This window comes from Pseudomonas sp. ASL7 (assembly GCF_056680375.1).
The window spans coordinates 4,929,839-4,945,347 of record NZ_CM155279.1; the positions used below are offsets into that span (position 1 = coordinate 4,929,839).

Consider the following 15,509-nt stretch of genomic DNA (forward strand, 5'->3'; position numbering starts at 1 on the left):
AGAAAAAAACAGCCGTTGCATTATCACTAAGCCCACAGATAAAACCAGTCGCCCTTTCAGATAAGAGTGGCTGGATGTTTCTTTAAACTATAATTCCATCTTTTTGCAGGGACATGGACGACCGAATGTCTGCTACCTATCGCGATGCCATGCGTGCAGCGCTGCTTTACCTGCTTCTTTCCGTCGCCTGGCTGGCGTTCAGTGGCTACTTATTGAACAGTTTCTTCGATAGCTTCGATGAGCGACTGCGTTGGCAACTGATCAACGGTTACGTCTGGGTGGCGCTGAGCGCTGGGTTGATCTTCCTCGCCCGGGCGCGATTGTTCCGTTGCCTGGGGGGCTGTGCCCGATTGCGTGAGCGCCATGAAGACCGGGAGCGTTTGCGACAGGCGGCCGCGGTGTTCGATTGCACCCGTGAAGGGGTGCTGGTGACCGGCAGCAATGGCCTGATCGTTCATGTGAATCGCGCCTTTATGGAGATCACCGGTTATCAACGTGAGGAAGTGCTGGGTCAGCGGCCCAGCCTGTTTAAGTCCGGTCGTCATCCGCTGAGTTTTTACCAGGCGATGTTCGCGACACTCGACAGCACCGGCGAGTGGAGCGGGGAAATCTGGAACCGTCGCAAAAGCGGCGAAATCTACCCGCAATGGCAAACCATCCGCATCATTCTTGATGACCATGGGCGACGTAGCCATTACGTGGCCGTGTTTTCCGACATCAGCGCGATCAAGAACTCCGAACACCAACTGACGCACCTGGCTCACCACGATCCGCTGACGGACCTGCCCAACCGCTTGTTGTTCACCGATCGCGCCGAGCAAGCCATGGCGTCCGCTCAGGTCCACAAGCGCGGCTGCGCGCTGCTGATGATCGATCTGGATCACTTCAAGATGATCAACGACAGCCTTGGGCATGCTATTGGCGATCAACTGCTAAAAGCCGTCGCGGAGCGCTTGAAAGCGCTGTTCGGGCCGGGCATCACCCTGGCGCGGCTGGGCGGTGATGAGTTCGCCGTGCTGGCTGAAAGCTGTCCGCAGCTGGTGCATGCCGCCGCGTTGGCACAGCGGATCATCGATGGCCTCAAAGAGGCGTTCCCAATCGACGGGCATCAGCTGTTCATCAATGCCAGCATCGGCATCAGCCTGTTCCCAGGCGATGCCTTGAGCGCTGAACAACTCTTGCGTAACGCTGATGCCGCGCTGTTCAAGGCCAAGAGCACGGGGCGCAATGGTTACGCCCTGTACACCGAAGAACTGACAGCCCATGCCCAGCAACGGGTTGAGACGGCATTCGAATTGCGCCGTGCGCTGGACCAGCAAGAGTTGCGGGTTCATTACCAGCCGGTCCACGACCTCAAGACAAGTCGCCTGATTGGCGTCGAGGCGCTTGTGCGCTGGGAGCATCCACAGCGTGGCCTGGTGTCTCCGGCAGAATTCATCCCCATCGCCGAGCGTACCGGGCTGATTGCCGAAATCGATGCCTGGGTCATGCAGCAGGCGTGTCAGCAGATGTGCCAGTGGCAGCAGGCCGGGGTGGTGTTGTCGTTTGTCGCCGTGAATGTGTCATCGCGTTTGTTCGCCCGCCGTGAGCTGTATCAGCAGGTGGCGCAGGTGCTGCGTGAAACCGGGCTGGATCCGGCGTATCTGGAGCTGGAAGTCACCGAAAGCGCGGTGATGGATGACCCTGAAGTGGCGCTGGAACAGATGCATCGATTGCGCGAATTGGGCGTGCGGTTGGCCATCGATGATTTCGGCACCGGTTATTCCTCATTGCTGCGGCTCAAGCGTTTACCCGTGCAGAAGCTCAAGATTGATCAGGGCTTTGTGGCCGGGTTGCCGTGGGATGACGATGACGCGGCGATCGTGCGGGTGATCATTGCGTTGGCCCAGAGCATGGGCATGCAGGTGCATGCCGAGGGAATCGAGCAAGTCGAGCAGGCGGGTTTCCTGCTCGAACAGGGCTGCGATTTGGGGCAGGGATATTGGTTCGGCCGGCCGGTAATGGCTGAGCAGCTGGATTGGGCGCATGCGCCCGTGATCGGATAAGCACAGGTTGCGCTTGTTCTGGCGCCCATGCGATGCACAAACCCTGTGGGAGCGAGCAAGCTCGCTCCCACAGGGTTTTCGTACTTCTGAAAGAAGTAGCGCCCGTAAACCCTTGCTCCGCCAATTAATACATTATGGTTATATAAACATTCTTAAATAGTATTTTTAAGAATAACTGCGCCTATCTACTATTGGTCTCACGCCGTAAGCAGTGCCGCCACTGCCCAGGCAACCTCTCAGTTGAAGGAGCAGCACCATGAGCGCATCCCTACGTAGCGTTGACGGCCAGGACGAAGCAACCATCTTGCGTGAGATCCAGAGCGCATTGCGCGACCTGCGGTTTGGCGCAGTGGAAATCACCGTGCACAACGCCCAGGTGGTCCAGATCGAACGCAAAGAAAAATTCCGCTTGCAGAGCCCGGCCAACAAACCGAGCTGAAGCGAGCAGTCGTGCCCGGCAATCGATTCCAGCACATCCATAAGAAAATCAAGAATTCCAGGAGCTTTCACCATGTCGTCGATTCGTCATTTCGCTTTGGCCGCCCTGGCCAGCGCTCTTTTTGCGGGTTCCGCGGTTGCCAAGGATTACGAACTGCTCAACGTGTCGTACGACCCAACGCGAGAGCTGTACCAGGATTACAACGCCGAGTTCGTCAATTTCTGGAAGAAAGACCACGCGGGCGACAACGTGAAAATCCAGCAATCCCACGGCGGTTCGGGCAAGCAAGGCCGGGCAGTAATCGATGGTCTGCGAGCTGACGTGGTGACCCTGGCGCTGGCCGGTGACATCGACGAAATCGCCAAGCTCGGCAAAACCCTGCCGGCTGACTGGCAGGCGCGTTTGCCGGATGCGAGCACGCCTTACACCTCGACCATCGTGTTCCTGGTGCGCAAGGGCAACCCTAAAGGCATCAAGGACTGGGGCGACCTGGTCAAGAATGACGTGTCGGTCATCACTCCCAATCCGAAAACCTCCGGCGGCGCCCGCTGGAACTTTCTCGCGGCTTGGGCTTATGGCCTGAAAGCCAACGGCGGCAATGAAGCCAAGGCCAAGGAGTACGTGCAAACCCTGTTCAAGCACGTGCCAGTGCTGGACACCGGTGCTCGCGGTTCGACCATTACCTTCGTCAACAACGGTCAGGGTGACGTGTTGCTGGCCTGGGAAAACGAAGCCTTCCTGGCGCTGAAAGAAGAGGGCGGTGCTGACAAGTTCGAAATCGTCGTGCCTTCGCTGTCGATCCTTGCCGAACCGCCAGTGGCTTTGGTCGACAAGAACGCCGAGAAAAAGGGCAATGAGCAGATCGCCGAAGCGTACCTCAAGCACCTGTACAGCCCGGCCGGTCAGGAAATCGCGGCGAAAAACTTCTATCGTCCACGTGACAAGGAAGTGGCGGCCAAGTACGCCAAGCAGTTCCCGACACTGGATCTGGTGACCATCGACAAGGATTTCGGCGGCTGGAAAACCGCGCAACCGAAATTCTTCAATGACGGTGGTGTGTTCGACCAGATCTACTCGGCGCAGTAACCCGAGCCACACATCGAGCCTGATGCTTGGGCACATAACATGTGGGAGCGAGCCTGCTCGCGAAGGCGGTATCTCAGGCGACAGGGATGTTGACTGATACCCCCTCTTCGCGAGCAGGCTCGCTCCCACATTGATGCGTTTAGCGGAATGCTTTTTAACCAAGGACTTTTATGTCGCGTCGTATCTCCCCCGTCATACCCGGCTTCGGGCTGACGCTGGGCTACACCTTGGTGTACCTCAGCCTGATTGTGCTCATTCCACTGGCGGCGATGTTCGTGCATGCCGCCCAACTCACCTGGGATCAGTTCTGGGCGATCGTCACGGCGCCACGGGTGCTGGCGGCGTTGAAGCTGAGTTTCGGCACCGCGCTGTACGCGGCGATCATCAACGGCATCATCGGCACGCTGCTGGCCTGGGTGCTGGTGCGCTATACCTTCCCGGGTCGCAAGATCATCGATGCGATGATCGACCTGCCGTTCGCATTGCCCACGGCCGTGGCCGGTATCGCGCTCACCGCGTTGTACACCCCGACCGGCCTGGTGGGTCAGTTCGCGGCGGACCTGGGCTTCAAGATCGCCTACACCCCCCTCGGCATCACGCTGGCGCTGACGTTTGTAACGCTTCCATTCGTGGTACGTACAGTACAGCCAGTATTGGCCGATATCCCGCGTGAAGTCGAAGAAGCGGCGGCTTGCCTCGGTGCCAAACCGTTGCAGGTTTTCCGTTACATTCTGGTGCCTGCACTGCTGCCCGCCTGGTTGACGGGGTTCGCGTTGGCCTTTGCCCGCGGGGTCGGCGAGTACGGTTCGGTAATTTTCATCGCCGGTAACATGCCGATGAAAACCGAGATTTTGCCGCTGCTGATCATGGTCAAACTCGACCAATACGATTACACCGGCGCGACCTCCATTGGTGTACTGATGCTGGTGGTTTCCTTCGTCCTGTTGCTGCTGATCAACTTGCTGCAGCGGCGCATCGAAACCCCATAAGGAGGCGCAAAACATGTCCCAATCGTCTATTGCAGCGGCCTCCTCGGCCAACGCTGCCCGCCGTGGCAGCGCTACTTCGCGGCGAATCCTGATCGGCCTCGGCTGGCTGATCTTTGCGCTGTTTTTGTTGCTGCCACTGTTCATCGTGGTGTCCCAAGGCCTGAAGCTGGGGCTCGGCGCGTTCTTCACCGCGATCTTCGAACCGGACGCGCTGTCCGCGCTGAAACTCACGGTGATTGCCGTGCTGATTTCGGTGCCGCTGAACGTGGTGTTCGGTGTCAGCGCCGCGTGGTGTGTGAGCAAGTACTCGTTCCGTGGCAAAAGTATGTTGGTCACGCTGATCGACTTGCCGTTCTCCGTATCTCCGGTAATCGCCGGTCTGGTCTATGTGTTGATGTTCGGCGCCCAAGGCCTGTTCGGGCCGTGGTTACAGGACCACGACATCCAGATCATCTTCGCCTTGCCGGGCATCGTGCTGGCGACGATTTTTGTCACCGTGCCGTTCGTGGCGCGCGAACTGATCCCGCTGATGCAAGAGCAGGGCACTCAGGAAGAAGAAGCCGCGCGGTTGCTGGGCGCCAATGGCTGGCAGATGTTCTGGCACGTCACCGTTCCCAATATCAAATGGGGCCTGATCTACGGCGTGGTGCTGTGTACGGCGCGGGCCATGGGTGAATTCGGTGCGGTGTCGGTGGTTTCCGGGCACATTCGCGGGGTGACCAACACCCTGCCGCTGCACGTCGAGATCCTCTACAACGAATACAACCACGTGGCCGCGTTCGCGGTAGCGAGCCTGTTGCTGATCATGGCGCTCTTCATCCTGCTGCTTAAGCAGTGGAGCGAAAATCGTATTAACCGCCTGCGCGCCAGCGCCGCGGAGGAATAATTCATGTCGATCGAAGTGCGTAACGTCAGCAAGAATTTCAATGCGTTCAAGGCGCTGAACAACATCAGCCTGAATATTCAAAGCGGTGAGCTGGTGGCGCTGCTCGGCCCGTCGGGTTGCGGCAAAACCACGCTGTTGCGGATCATCGCCGGCCTCGAAACCCCGGATCAGGGCAGCATCGTGTTCCACGGTGAAGACGTTTCCGGTCACGACGTGCGTGATCGCAACGTTGGTTTTGTGTTCCAGCATTACGCCCTGTTCCGCCACATGACGGTATTCGATAACGTCGCCTTCGGCCTGCGCATGAAGCCGAAAAACCAGCGCCCATCCGAAAGCCAGATCGCGGTCAAAGTCCACGAACTGCTGAACATGGTGCAACTGGATTGGCTGTCGGATCGCTATCCCGAGCAGCTTTCGGGTGGTCAGCGGCAGCGCATCGCATTGGCCCGCGCCCTGGCAGTGGAACCGAAGGTGCTGCTGCTCGACGAACCCTTTGGCGCCCTCGACGCCAAGGTGCGTAAAGAGCTGCGTCGCTGGCTGGCGCGGCTGCACGAAGACATCAACCTGACCTCGGTATTCGTCACCCACGACCAGGAAGAGGCGATGGAAGTGGCCGACCGGATTGTGGTGATGAACAAAGGCGTCATCGAGCAGATCGGCTCACCGGGCGACGTCTACGAATACCCGGCCAGCGATTTCGTCTATCACTTCCTGGGTGACTCCAATCGGCTGCATCTGGGTGAGGACAATCATGTGCTGTTCCGCCCGCACGAAGTGTCGTTGTCGCGGCATGAACTGGAAGATCACCACGCGGCCGAAGTGCGGGATATCCGTCCATTGGGCGCGACGACGCGGGTGACATTGAAGGTCGAAGGCCAGAGCGAGCTGATCGAAGCTGAAGTGGTGAAGGACCACGACAGTCTGATCGGGTTGGCGAAAGGCGAGACGCTGTTCTTCAAACCGAAGGTCTGGCAGAAACTCGCCAACCTCTAAAGCAAAAGCAAAAGCAAAAGCAAAAGCAAAAGCATCGCGAGCAAGCTCGCTCCCACAGGGTTCTATGTACACCATAAATCCAATGTGGGAGCGAGCTTGCTCGCGATGGCGTCTTACGCAGCGGCGCGATTCGGATTAACCCGCACCCCACCCGCCCGCGCCTCGATCTGCTCTTTAAGGTCATGCCGCAACCCCAGCAAAAACGCCAACTCGGCCACCACAAACAAGGGCCCGACAATCAACCCCGTCACATCATCGACAAACGCCGGTTTGCGCCCTTCATAGTGATGCCCGACAAACTGGATTGCCCAGCCCACCACAAACATTGCGATACCGCTTGCCAGCCACACCAGCGTGCCTTGCGCCGCCAACACATGACCCAGCCACACAGAAAGCCCCAGCAACACGGTCATCAGCACACCCAACCGCCACTCCAGGCGCAAATAAAACCACGCCGACGCCAGCGCGGCCAGCATCGCCGGTGAAAGCCAGCCCCCAGCCCATCCCGGGCGTGACAGCAACACCGCGACGGCGACCACAATCAGCGGAATCCCAATGAAGTGGCTGGCGATGTTGCGCGGGTCACGGTGATACGCGGCGTATTGACTGAGATGGTCAACGAGGCTTTTCATTGTTATTCCTCCTGTAGGGTGAGTGATCATGCTCCGGGTTCACGGCTCGCTCTGTCAGCCAGGCGACAATCTCCAGGAGTTTTCATGGACATGCAGGTTTGGCGTTCGCGTCTGATGACGGGACAATGGTTCAGCCATTTACCGGTTTCCTTACAGGATAGTTTGCTGGCCATCGCCAAGGTGCGGCGCTTGGCGCCGGGGCAGCGGCTATTCAAGCGCGGCGACCCACCCTGCGGTTTGTATGCGGTGCTCGAAGGCGCTGTGCGTATCGGCGCGGTCAGTGAACAAGGCAAAGAGGCGCTGCTGAGTCTGGTGGAACCACCGCACTGGTTTGGTGAAATCTGTCTGTTCGACGGTCAGATGCGTACCCACGATGCGTTCGGCGTGGGCCCGTGCACCCTGCTGCACATCCCGCAAAACGCACTGCTGGCGCTGCTCGACGAACAACCGGTGCACTGGCGGCAGTTGGCATTGTTGATGAGCCAAAAACTGCGCATGACCTTCATCAACCTCGAGCAATTGAGCCTGATGCCGGCCCCGGCCAGATTGGCGCATCGCTTGCTGATGATCGCCGAGGGTTACGGCGAAATCGCCCCGCCGCGACGTGTGCTGCAACTGCCGCAGGAGCAGCTCGCTTCAATGGTGTCGCTGTCGCGCCAGACCACCAACCAGATTCTCAAGGATTTGCAGGGGCAGGGGATTCTCGACCTCAGCTATGGCGAGATCGAAATTCTGGATGCCGCTCGGCTGCGGGCGTTGGCAATGGTTTAAACATTTCAGCTTCACGCAATCCATGTAGCAGCTGGCGAAGCCTGCGTCCGGCGGTGTGTAGGAGCGAGCTTGCTCGCGAAGATGGAACATCCGACACATTTTCTGTGGCTGAACGACCATCGCGAGCAAGCTCGCTCCTACACACCGCCGGACGCGGGCGTCGCCAGCTGCTACACGGATCTCGGTATGGCTTAACTGACCGGCATTAGTCGGTATTAGTGGGCTTTCTTGGCGAAGACGCCTAGCCTGTGACAACGACAATCGAGGTGTGCCATGCGTGTGCTGTTAGTGGAAGACGAGCCGGAGACCGCCAAACTTCTGGCCAACGGCCTGAACGAGGCGAGTTACTCGGTGGATGTGGCGCTCAACGGAATGGACGGCCGCCGCTTTATCGAAACGGGCGATTACGAGCTGATCATCCTCGACGTCATGTTGCCGGGGCTAAACGGCTGGCAATTGCTGCAACAGATCCGCAAGCTCGGCGAAACGCCGGTGCTGCTCCTAACCACCAGGGATGGGATCGAAGATCGCCTGCGCGGGCTGGAGTTGCATGAGGATGATTACCTGCTCAAGCCGTTTACCGTGAGCGAATTGGTGGCGCGGGTGCGCAAGTTGTTGCGGCGGGATCGGGGGCGCTGAGGCGTTTCTGTGGTGTCTGGTCTGGCCTCATCGCGAGCAAGCTCGCTCCCACAGGGTTTTCAGTTGAACACAAGGCTGTGGTTTACACAGCTCCACTGTGGGAGCGAGCTTGCTCGCGATGAGGCCGGAAAATTTAACCCACCTTCCGGATCTTCATCGCAACCCATCCCGAAACTGCCCCGGTGTTATCCCGGTCCAGCGCTTGAACGCGCGGCTGAAGCTGCTCGTATCGGCAAACCCCAGCAGGTAACTGATCTCGCTCAACGAGCATTGCGGATCGCGCAAGTGCAGCAGCGCCAGGTTTTCACGACTTTCATTAAGCAGCGTGTCGAACCGACAACCTTCGTCCGCCAAATGCCGCTGCAGACTGCGCAAGCTCAGGTGCAGGGTCTGGGCGATGTGTTCGGCGCTGGGCTCGCCTTCCGGTAATTGCTCTTCAATGGCGTCGCGCACTTTGCGTTCCCAGGTCAGGGGCTTGAGTTGCGCGAGGGTGCGGTTGAGCACGGTTTCGTTGTGCTCGGCCAGTTCCGGGTTGGCGTCATCCAGGTGACTGTCGAAATCCTCCAGAGAAAATTCCAGTCGGTCTTCGTCGGCGCAAAAGTACACCGGCGAGCGGAAGACTTTGTGCCATTGATGCGGGTCTGCCGGTTCCGGACGGCGCAGGTACACCGCCAGCGGAGCGTACTCACGGCCCAGCCGATTGCGGCAGGTGCGCACATAAATCGCCGTAAAGGCATCGATGGCTTCGAAGGCCGGCGCCGGATTGCCGGGCGGGATTTTCAGGCGAAAGCGATAGCGGTCCTCGGTGCGGCTTAATTCAAGCTCCAGGGCATCACTGACCACCTGGTGATAGCGCACGATGCGTTCGAACACTTCCCGCAGACTACCGCTGGCCACCAGTGCATAACCGAGCGCATGAAAAGTGGTGGGGCTGACGAAGCGCGAAACGCGCAAGCCAATCGCCGGGTCGCCGCTGACCTGCACGGCGATTTCCCACAAGCGCGTGGTGGCGGACAACGGGTAACGGGCGTTCGGGTCGTCCATCAATTTCGGATCAAGCCCCGCCTGGTGACACAGGGCGGTGCTGTCGAGGCCCAGCGCATCAAGTTGCTTGCGCAGGGCGCGGGTCCAGCTGGCGAGGGAGGTCGGTTCAGTCATGCTGATTGGCGCTTCCGGTCAACAGGTTGGCGTTCACGGCTACCGTCCCGGGAAGGTTCTCAGGGCAGGATGCGAACATCAATAACCAGAGGATGGAAGCATGCACGGTACTTCTGCAAGTCCCCAGCGACTGAATGCAGCTCAGCGATCAGCGCATATTCGCGAAGTGGTATTGGCCAAGGGCATCGAACTGCGTCAGCGCTACCCGATTCTCAACCATCAGGACGCCTTGGGTGTGGGCATTCTGGCCTTTGTGTTGGCCGCAATGGTCGGTTCGGCAGTGCTGTACATGACGGGACACATGGCCTGGTGGGTGTGCCTGTTACTGAACGCATTTTTCGCGTCGTTGACTCACGAACTGGAGCACGACCTGATCCACAGCATGTACTTTCGCAAACAACGTGTGCCGCACAACCTGATGATGGGGCTGGTCTGGCTGGCGCGGCCAAGCACGATCAATCCGTGGATCCGTCGCCATCTGCACCTCAATCATCACAAGGTTTCCGGCACCGAAACCGACATGGAAGAACGCGCCATCACCAACGGCGAACCCTGGGGTTTCGCACGGCTGTTGATGGTCGGCGATAACGTGATGTCAGCGTTCATCCGCCTGCTGCGGGCCGAAACCTGGACGCAAAAAATCAACATCCTCAAGCGTACCCTGAAGGTCTACGCGCCACTGGCGCTGCTGCATTGGGGCGCGTGGTACGTGTTTCTCGGTTTTCACGCGGCCAATGGCATTGCTCATCTGCTGGGTGCACCGATTGAATGGTCGGCAACCACCTTGTCGGTAATGCAGGTGATCGATCTCGCGGCGGTGGTGATCATCGGACCGAACGTGTTGCGTACTTTCTGCCTACACTTCGTCAGCTCCAATATGCACTACTACGGTGACGTTGAGCCGGGCAATGTGATCCAGCAAACCCAAGTGTTGAACCCTTGGTGGATGTGGCCGTTGCAGGCGTTCTGCTTCAACTTCGGCAGCAGCCACGGGATTCATCACTTTGTGGTGAAGGAACCGTTTTATATCCGCCAGATGACCGTGCCCGTGGCGCATAAGGTGATGCGCGAAATGGGTGTGCGGTTCAACGACTTCGGCACCTTTGGCCGGGCGAACCGGTTTGTGCACAAGGAGGAAACAGAGGTCCGGGGGGTTCAAGCGACTCAGGCGTGACAAGTGCACCGCACACTCAGCCGTCATAAATCTGACCCAAACGGCCGATAAGGTATGACCAAGGCGTTTATTGTGCAGCTGATGGATATATGCGTTTATCGTCTATTAAAGTAATTAAATATTCCTTTAACGGATAAGTGTTTCAGCCAATCATTACATCCAGCGATGTTGATCAGCGCTAACAATTTTTGAGTTTCCGGGGCCGTCTCCTTGGCAGGGTGCGGTCCCTTTTTTTTGTCTGGAGAAACACCAAACCCCTTGTGGGAGCGAGCCTGCTCGCGAGGCTGTGACAGCCGACCCCCATGTAGCTGACACACCATCGCGAGCAGGCTCGCTCCCACAGGGGGATCTTTTATATTCGATATCAGTCTTAACAAATAGCTTCTTATTCCTTAACGAATATAACTCTCCTCCCTATACTTGCTCGGGAACAGACACGCAGCAGGAGAGTTCCCCCATGCGCAACGAATCAATTCGCTACCTGATTGTGCCGGGCTGGCAAGGATCGCCAGACGATCATTGGCAAAGCCACTGGCAGAACAGCCTGCCGAACAGCGCACGGGTGGAGCAGGCCGATTGGCTGACCCCTCGCCGGGAAGACTGGGTCGCGGCGCTGGCCGAGGCGATTGCCGTCGACAGCACGCCGGTGATCCTGATTGCCCACAGCCTGGGTTGCATCACCGTCGCCCACTGGGCCGCCACCGCGCCTGTGCAGTTTTTGCGTCAGGTTCGCGGTGCATTGCTGGTCGCACCGGCGGACGTCGAACGTGCGGCCTGCGCGCCAGCCCTGCGTAACTTCGCACCGATTCCGACGAACCTGTTGCCGTTCCCGAGTCAGGTGGTCAGCTCAGATAACGACAGCGCCGTAAGCGCACCGCGGGCATTGGAACTGGCACGCAACTGGGGCGCCGAAGCGGGGATTTTGTCGGGGGCCGGACACATCAACGTGAAGTCCGGTCACCAGCGTTGGGAGCAGGGTTTTGCCTACCTCTATCGCCTGCAAAACCGCATGGAACATCACGCCCTGCGTCGCGCTTGAACCTTATCTTTTTTTAAACGCCCACCCGTCTCCCGGCGGTTTTGGGCGGGAGTTTGCCATGAGTTTTGAAGCCTTCGGTCAGCCATTGCTGACCTTTCCCGACGCAGAAAAAAGTCCCCTGAGCATCCGCGCCAAGGCGCTGGTGTTCGTCGATCCGCGCTCTCGGCAGTTGCGCCAGGAGCTGGAGCAATTGGCCCCGCGCGCGATCTCGGTATTGATTCGCGGTGAAACCGGCAGCGGCAAGGAGTTGCTGGCGCGCCACATCCACCGCGCCAGTGATCGCGGCGGGTTGTTCGTCTCGGTCAACTGCGGGGCCATCAGCCCGACTTACGCCGATGCCGAATTGTTCGGTTATGCCGCCGGCAGTTATAGCGGTTCGGCCAGCAGCCGTGCCGGCTGGTTCGGCTCGGCCAATGGCGGCACGCTCTATCTGGACGAGATCGGCGACTTGCCTTTGCCCATCCAGATCAAATTACTCGCTGCCCTGGAAAACCATGAAGTCACTCGCGTCGGGGCGCACCAGCCGAGCCCGGTAGACGTGCGCCTGGTGGCCGCGACCAGCATCGACCTTGCCCAAGCGGTGGCCGCCGGCAAATTCCATGAGCGGCTTTACCACTACCTCAGTGAAGGCCAACTCGAATTGCCGGCCTTGCGTGAACGGGTGGGCGATATTCTGTCGCTGTCCGAATATTTCCTCGGCATCTATAGCCAGCGCCTGGACCTTCCGGTGCCGCTGATCAGCGAGGCGGCGCAGGTTGTGCTGGAGCGACACCGTTGGCCGGGCAACACCCGGGAGTTGGAAAACGTCATTCACTTTGCCTTGTTGGTGAGTACCGGCGACGAGATTCTGCCGGAGCATTTGAATCTGACTGAGGCGCCTGTATCGCTGGGCCAGATCGAGCAGCAACTCAAGCACATCCTCAGCAAAGGCTCTGCCGCCGAGCAAGCAGCACTGAAACAACTACTTGTAGGAGCGAGCTTGCTCGCGATGGACGTCAACGATGACGCGGCTTTCTGAATGTACGCGTTGTTCTTACGCTCCTCGCGAGCAAGCTCGCTCCTACAGGGTTGGCGTTGTATGAACAAAATGGAATATTAAAGTGAATAAAAGATATTATTCGGGAATATAAAATCCCGGTATTGTCCGCATCACGCCAGCGATAGCACTTCACTGGCACACGTACTTGAAGCCGTCGTCGATGACGACCGTGATTTTCGATAAGGACACTGCATGAAAAAGATTCTGTTGTTCACCGCATTGGCGGCTGCCCTGACCGCGGGCCTGGCCCAGGCCGGTGAGAAACTGGTGGTCGCGGCGACCCCGATTCCACACGCCGAGATTCTGGAACTGATCAAACCCACCCTCGCCAAAGAAGGCGTGGACCTGGAAATCAAAGTCTTCACCGACTACGTTCAGCCGAACGTGCAGGTCGACCAGAAGCGTCTGGACGCCAACTACTTCCAGACGCTGCCCTACCTGAAAAGCTTCAACGAAGGCAAAGGCACTAATCTGGTCACCGTGATCGGTGTGCATGTTGAACCCTTCGGTGGCTACTCGAAGAAAGTCAAAACCCTGGCTGAGCTCAAAGACGGCGCGACCATCGCGATCCCGAACGAAGGCAGCAACAGCGGTCGTGCGCTGATCCTGCTGCAGAAGGCCGGCCTGATTGAGTTGAAAGACCCGAAAAACGCCTTGGCTACCCCGAAAGACATCGCCAAGAACCCGCACAACTTCAAGTTCAAGGAACTGGAATCGGCCATGCTGCCGCGTGTTCTGGACCAGGTCGACCTGGACATGATCAACACCAACTACGCGTTGGAAGCAGGCCTGAACCCGGCTAAAGATGCGCTGGTGATCGAAGGTGCCGATTCGCCTTACGTGAACTTCCTGGTGGCTCGTCCGGACAACAAGGACAGCGTTGCGATCCAGAAACTGGCCAAAGCATTGACCAGTCCTGAAGTGAAAGCCTTCATCGAGAAGAAGTACAACGGCGCGGTACTGCCAGCGTTCTGATTCGCAAGGTAAACCCGTTCAAGGTTTCAAACGCCGACGGCTGATACAGCGTCGGCGTTTTTTTTTGCGCGCACACATACCCTGTGGGAGCGAGCCTGCTCGCGAAGAGGGAGTGTCAGTCGACATGGGTGTTGGATGTACCGGCCTCTTCGCGAGCAGGCTCGCTCCCACAGGGGGCTTCGGCGCGAGATACGTTACGTCACCCTGGCCTTCAACGCCCTGCGTAACGCTATCAGCCACTTCACGATGTCCTGCGGATTCATCCGTTCTGGCACTTTTCCGTCAGCCATTTTCTCTTCCTTGTGGGGGTTCGGCCGGGGAGCCTGGCCAAAAGCTGTACGTCCTTGGAGGGGCATTCTGAAAAAAATCCCTCCTACAGCTCAAAGGAAAATAGTCGTCTTGCGCCGCCTCGGCAAATCCGCAGGATGATTTTTGATCTTAATCCGGCCAATACCACGCCGGCTCATCCAGCATCCGCTGCCCGACGACCCCGGTCTGGCCGAAGTTTTTCTCCAGCACAATGCAGTTGCATTCCAGATCCTCCTGCAACGCCGAAATCAATCGCCGCGCATGAGAAACCACCCACACCTGACACTGCTCCGACGCCCGGATAATCAACCGCGCCAATGCCGGTAACAGGTCCGGGTGCAGGCTGGTTTCCGGCTCGTTCAGCACCATCAGTGTCGGTGGCCGTGGCGTCAGCAGTGCTGCCACCAGCAGCAAATAGCGCAATGTGCCGTCCGACAGCTCGGCTGCCGACAGAGGTCGCAACAATCCTTCCTGATAAAACTCGATGGAAAAACGTCCGCCGGCCAGCGGTTCGATGTGCAGTCGTGCGCCGGGGAACGCGTCGCTGATCGCGGCTTGCAATGCCTCGGGGTCGCCGATTTCGATGATGGTCTGCAACGCCGCCGCCAGATCCCTGCCGTCGTGGTGCAGAACCGGTGTGCGGGTGCCCAGTTGTGGCTGACGCACCGGTGCATCGGCATCACTGCGAAAGTGATCGTAGAATCGCCAGCGGCGGATGAACTCGCGCATCTCCAGTACCTCCGGCGAGGTACGCAAGCTGCCGACCTGATCGAACAGGCTGTCAAATGTTGGCGTGTGCTGAGCCAGCACGTCCCAGCTGCGGTTGGCTCGGGCGCGGATCATCGGGCCTTCGCGATCCACCAGCAGGCTCGCTGGACGATAGAACGGCCCGGCCCAGAGGCATTCGCGCTTGATTTGCGGGTCGAGGCTGAAACGTGACGGAATGGGTGAAGTGTGCCCGGGCAGCATGAAATGGCCGTTGGATTCGGGTAGCCCCAGACTGATCGAGTAACCGAAGTCCTCCCCGGCAAACCCCAGGCGCAGACGCTTTACCCCCTGTCTTACCGTTGCTTCGATCGGGACTTCGCCGCTACGCATGCGTCGGCTGATATTTTCCGGTCCGGCCCAGAACGTCGAATCCAGCCCACCCTCCCGGGCCAAGGCATTGACCACACCACCCTGGGCGGTTTCCGCCAGCAGGCGTAATGCGCGGTAGAGGTTGGACTTGCCACTGCCATTGGGCCCGGTGATCAGGTTCAACCGACCCAGCGGGATCACTAATTTATTGATCGAGCGGTAATTGGCAACCGCGAGGGTTTTGAGCATCGGAAGTTC

General features: G+C 58.6%; 15 protein-coding genes. 12 read left to right on the forward strand and 3 right to left on the reverse strand.

All coding sequences use genetic code 11. The features are described from left to right. The first annotated feature begins 125 nt into the window (after positions 1–125). The 6 genes from dibA (at position 126) to AC1MDT_RS22915 (ending at position 6,438) form a co-directional block, all read left to right on the forward strand. Positions 126–2,045 (forward strand): phosphodiesterase DibA, encoded by a 1,920-nt coding sequence (gene dibA / locus AC1MDT_RS22890; RefSeq protein WP_480419067.1) that lies wholly within the window; start codon positions 126–128, stop codon positions 2,043–2,045. Between the two features lie 256 nt (positions 2,046–2,301). Further along, positions 2,302–2,484 carry a sulfur starvation response protein OscA gene (gene oscA / locus AC1MDT_RS22895; RefSeq protein WP_480419068.1) on the forward strand — a complete coding sequence of 61 codons (183 nt, stop codon included), beginning with the start codon at positions 2,302–2,304 and terminating at the stop codon, positions 2,482–2,484. A gap of 72 nt (positions 2,485–2,556) precedes the next feature. Next, a complete protein-coding gene (locus AC1MDT_RS22900; protein ID WP_480419069.1) occupies positions 2,557–3,570 on the forward strand; it encodes a sulfate ABC transporter substrate-binding protein in 1,014 nt (337 codons plus the stop codon). A 170-nt stretch (positions 3,571–3,740) separates the two neighbouring features. Then, a complete protein-coding gene (gene cysT / locus AC1MDT_RS22905) occupies positions 3,741–4,559 on the forward strand; it encodes a sulfate ABC transporter permease subunit CysT (protein ID WP_201115439.1) in 819 nt (272 codons plus the stop codon). Positions 4,560–4,572: 13 nt separating this feature from the next. Continuing rightward, positions 4,573–5,445 carry a sulfate ABC transporter permease subunit CysW gene (gene cysW / locus AC1MDT_RS22910; protein WP_480419070.1) on the forward strand — a complete coding sequence of 291 codons (873 nt, stop codon included), beginning with the start codon at positions 4,573–4,575 and terminating at the stop codon, positions 5,443–5,445. 3 nt (positions 5,446–5,448) lie between these two features. Further along, positions 5,449–6,438 (forward strand): sulfate/molybdate ABC transporter ATP-binding protein, encoded by a 990-nt coding sequence (locus AC1MDT_RS22915; protein WP_480419071.1) that lies wholly within the window; start codon positions 5,449–5,451, stop codon positions 6,436–6,438. Positions 6,439–6,551: 113 nt separating this feature from the next. On the opposite strand, the gene AC1MDT_RS22920 is transcribed toward AC1MDT_RS22915, so the two are convergent. Then, entirely contained in the window at positions 6,552–7,070 is a 519-nt protein-coding gene (locus AC1MDT_RS22920; RefSeq protein WP_480419072.1) for an Mpo1 family 2-hydroxy fatty acid dioxygenase, read from the reverse strand. An 84-nt stretch (positions 7,071–7,154) separates the two neighbouring features. On the opposite strand from AC1MDT_RS22920, the gene AC1MDT_RS22925 reads away from it, so the two are divergent. Next, positions 7,155–7,841: a Crp/Fnr family transcriptional regulator gene (locus AC1MDT_RS22925; protein ID WP_480419073.1), complete on the forward strand. Its 687-nt coding sequence runs from the start codon at positions 7,155–7,157 to the stop codon at positions 7,839–7,841. 273 nt (positions 7,842–8,114) lie between these two features. Further along, positions 8,115–8,480, forward strand: coding sequence for a response regulator (locus tag AC1MDT_RS22930; protein WP_480419074.1), 366 nt, complete (start codon positions 8,115–8,117; stop codon positions 8,478–8,480). A gap of 153 nt (positions 8,481–8,633) precedes the next feature. Here the strand turns inward: AC1MDT_RS22930 and AC1MDT_RS22935 are convergent, their stop codons facing one another. After that, the gene (locus AC1MDT_RS22935) at positions 8,634–9,638 is read right to left on the reverse strand and encodes an AraC family transcriptional regulator (protein WP_414909079.1); all 1,005 of its coding nucleotides are present in this window, start codon (positions 9,636–9,638) and stop codon (positions 8,634–8,636) included. A 100-nt stretch (positions 9,639–9,738) separates the two neighbouring features. On the opposite strand from AC1MDT_RS22935, the gene AC1MDT_RS22940 reads away from it, so the two are divergent. The 4 genes from AC1MDT_RS22940 (at position 9,739) to AC1MDT_RS22955 (ending at position 13,865) form a co-directional block, all read left to right on the forward strand. Next, complete coding sequence (locus AC1MDT_RS22940) at positions 9,739–10,812, forward strand: fatty acid desaturase (protein WP_480419075.1); 1,074 nt, start codon at positions 9,739–9,741, stop codon at positions 10,810–10,812. A gap of 457 nt (positions 10,813–11,269) precedes the next feature. Next, on the forward strand, positions 11,270–11,851 hold the full coding sequence (locus AC1MDT_RS22945) for an alpha/beta hydrolase (protein ID WP_480419076.1): 582 nt from the start codon (positions 11,270–11,272) through the stop codon (positions 11,849–11,851). Between the two features lie 58 nt (positions 11,852–11,909). After that, positions 11,910–12,869 (forward strand): sigma 54-interacting transcriptional regulator, encoded by a 960-nt coding sequence (locus AC1MDT_RS22950; protein ID WP_480419077.1) that lies wholly within the window; start codon positions 11,910–11,912, stop codon positions 12,867–12,869. Positions 12,870–13,082: 213 nt separating this feature from the next. After that, entirely contained in the window at positions 13,083–13,865 is a 783-nt protein-coding gene (locus AC1MDT_RS22955) for a MetQ/NlpA family ABC transporter substrate-binding protein (RefSeq protein WP_480419078.1), read from the forward strand. A gap of 438 nt (positions 13,866–14,303) precedes the next feature. Here AC1MDT_RS22955 and AC1MDT_RS22960 read toward each other — a convergent pair whose 3' ends face one another. Further along, positions 14,304–15,500 (reverse strand): AAA family ATPase, encoded by a 1,197-nt coding sequence (locus tag AC1MDT_RS22960; protein ID WP_480419079.1) that lies wholly within the window; start codon positions 15,498–15,500, stop codon positions 14,304–14,306. Positions 15,501–15,509: the final 9 nt, after the last annotated feature.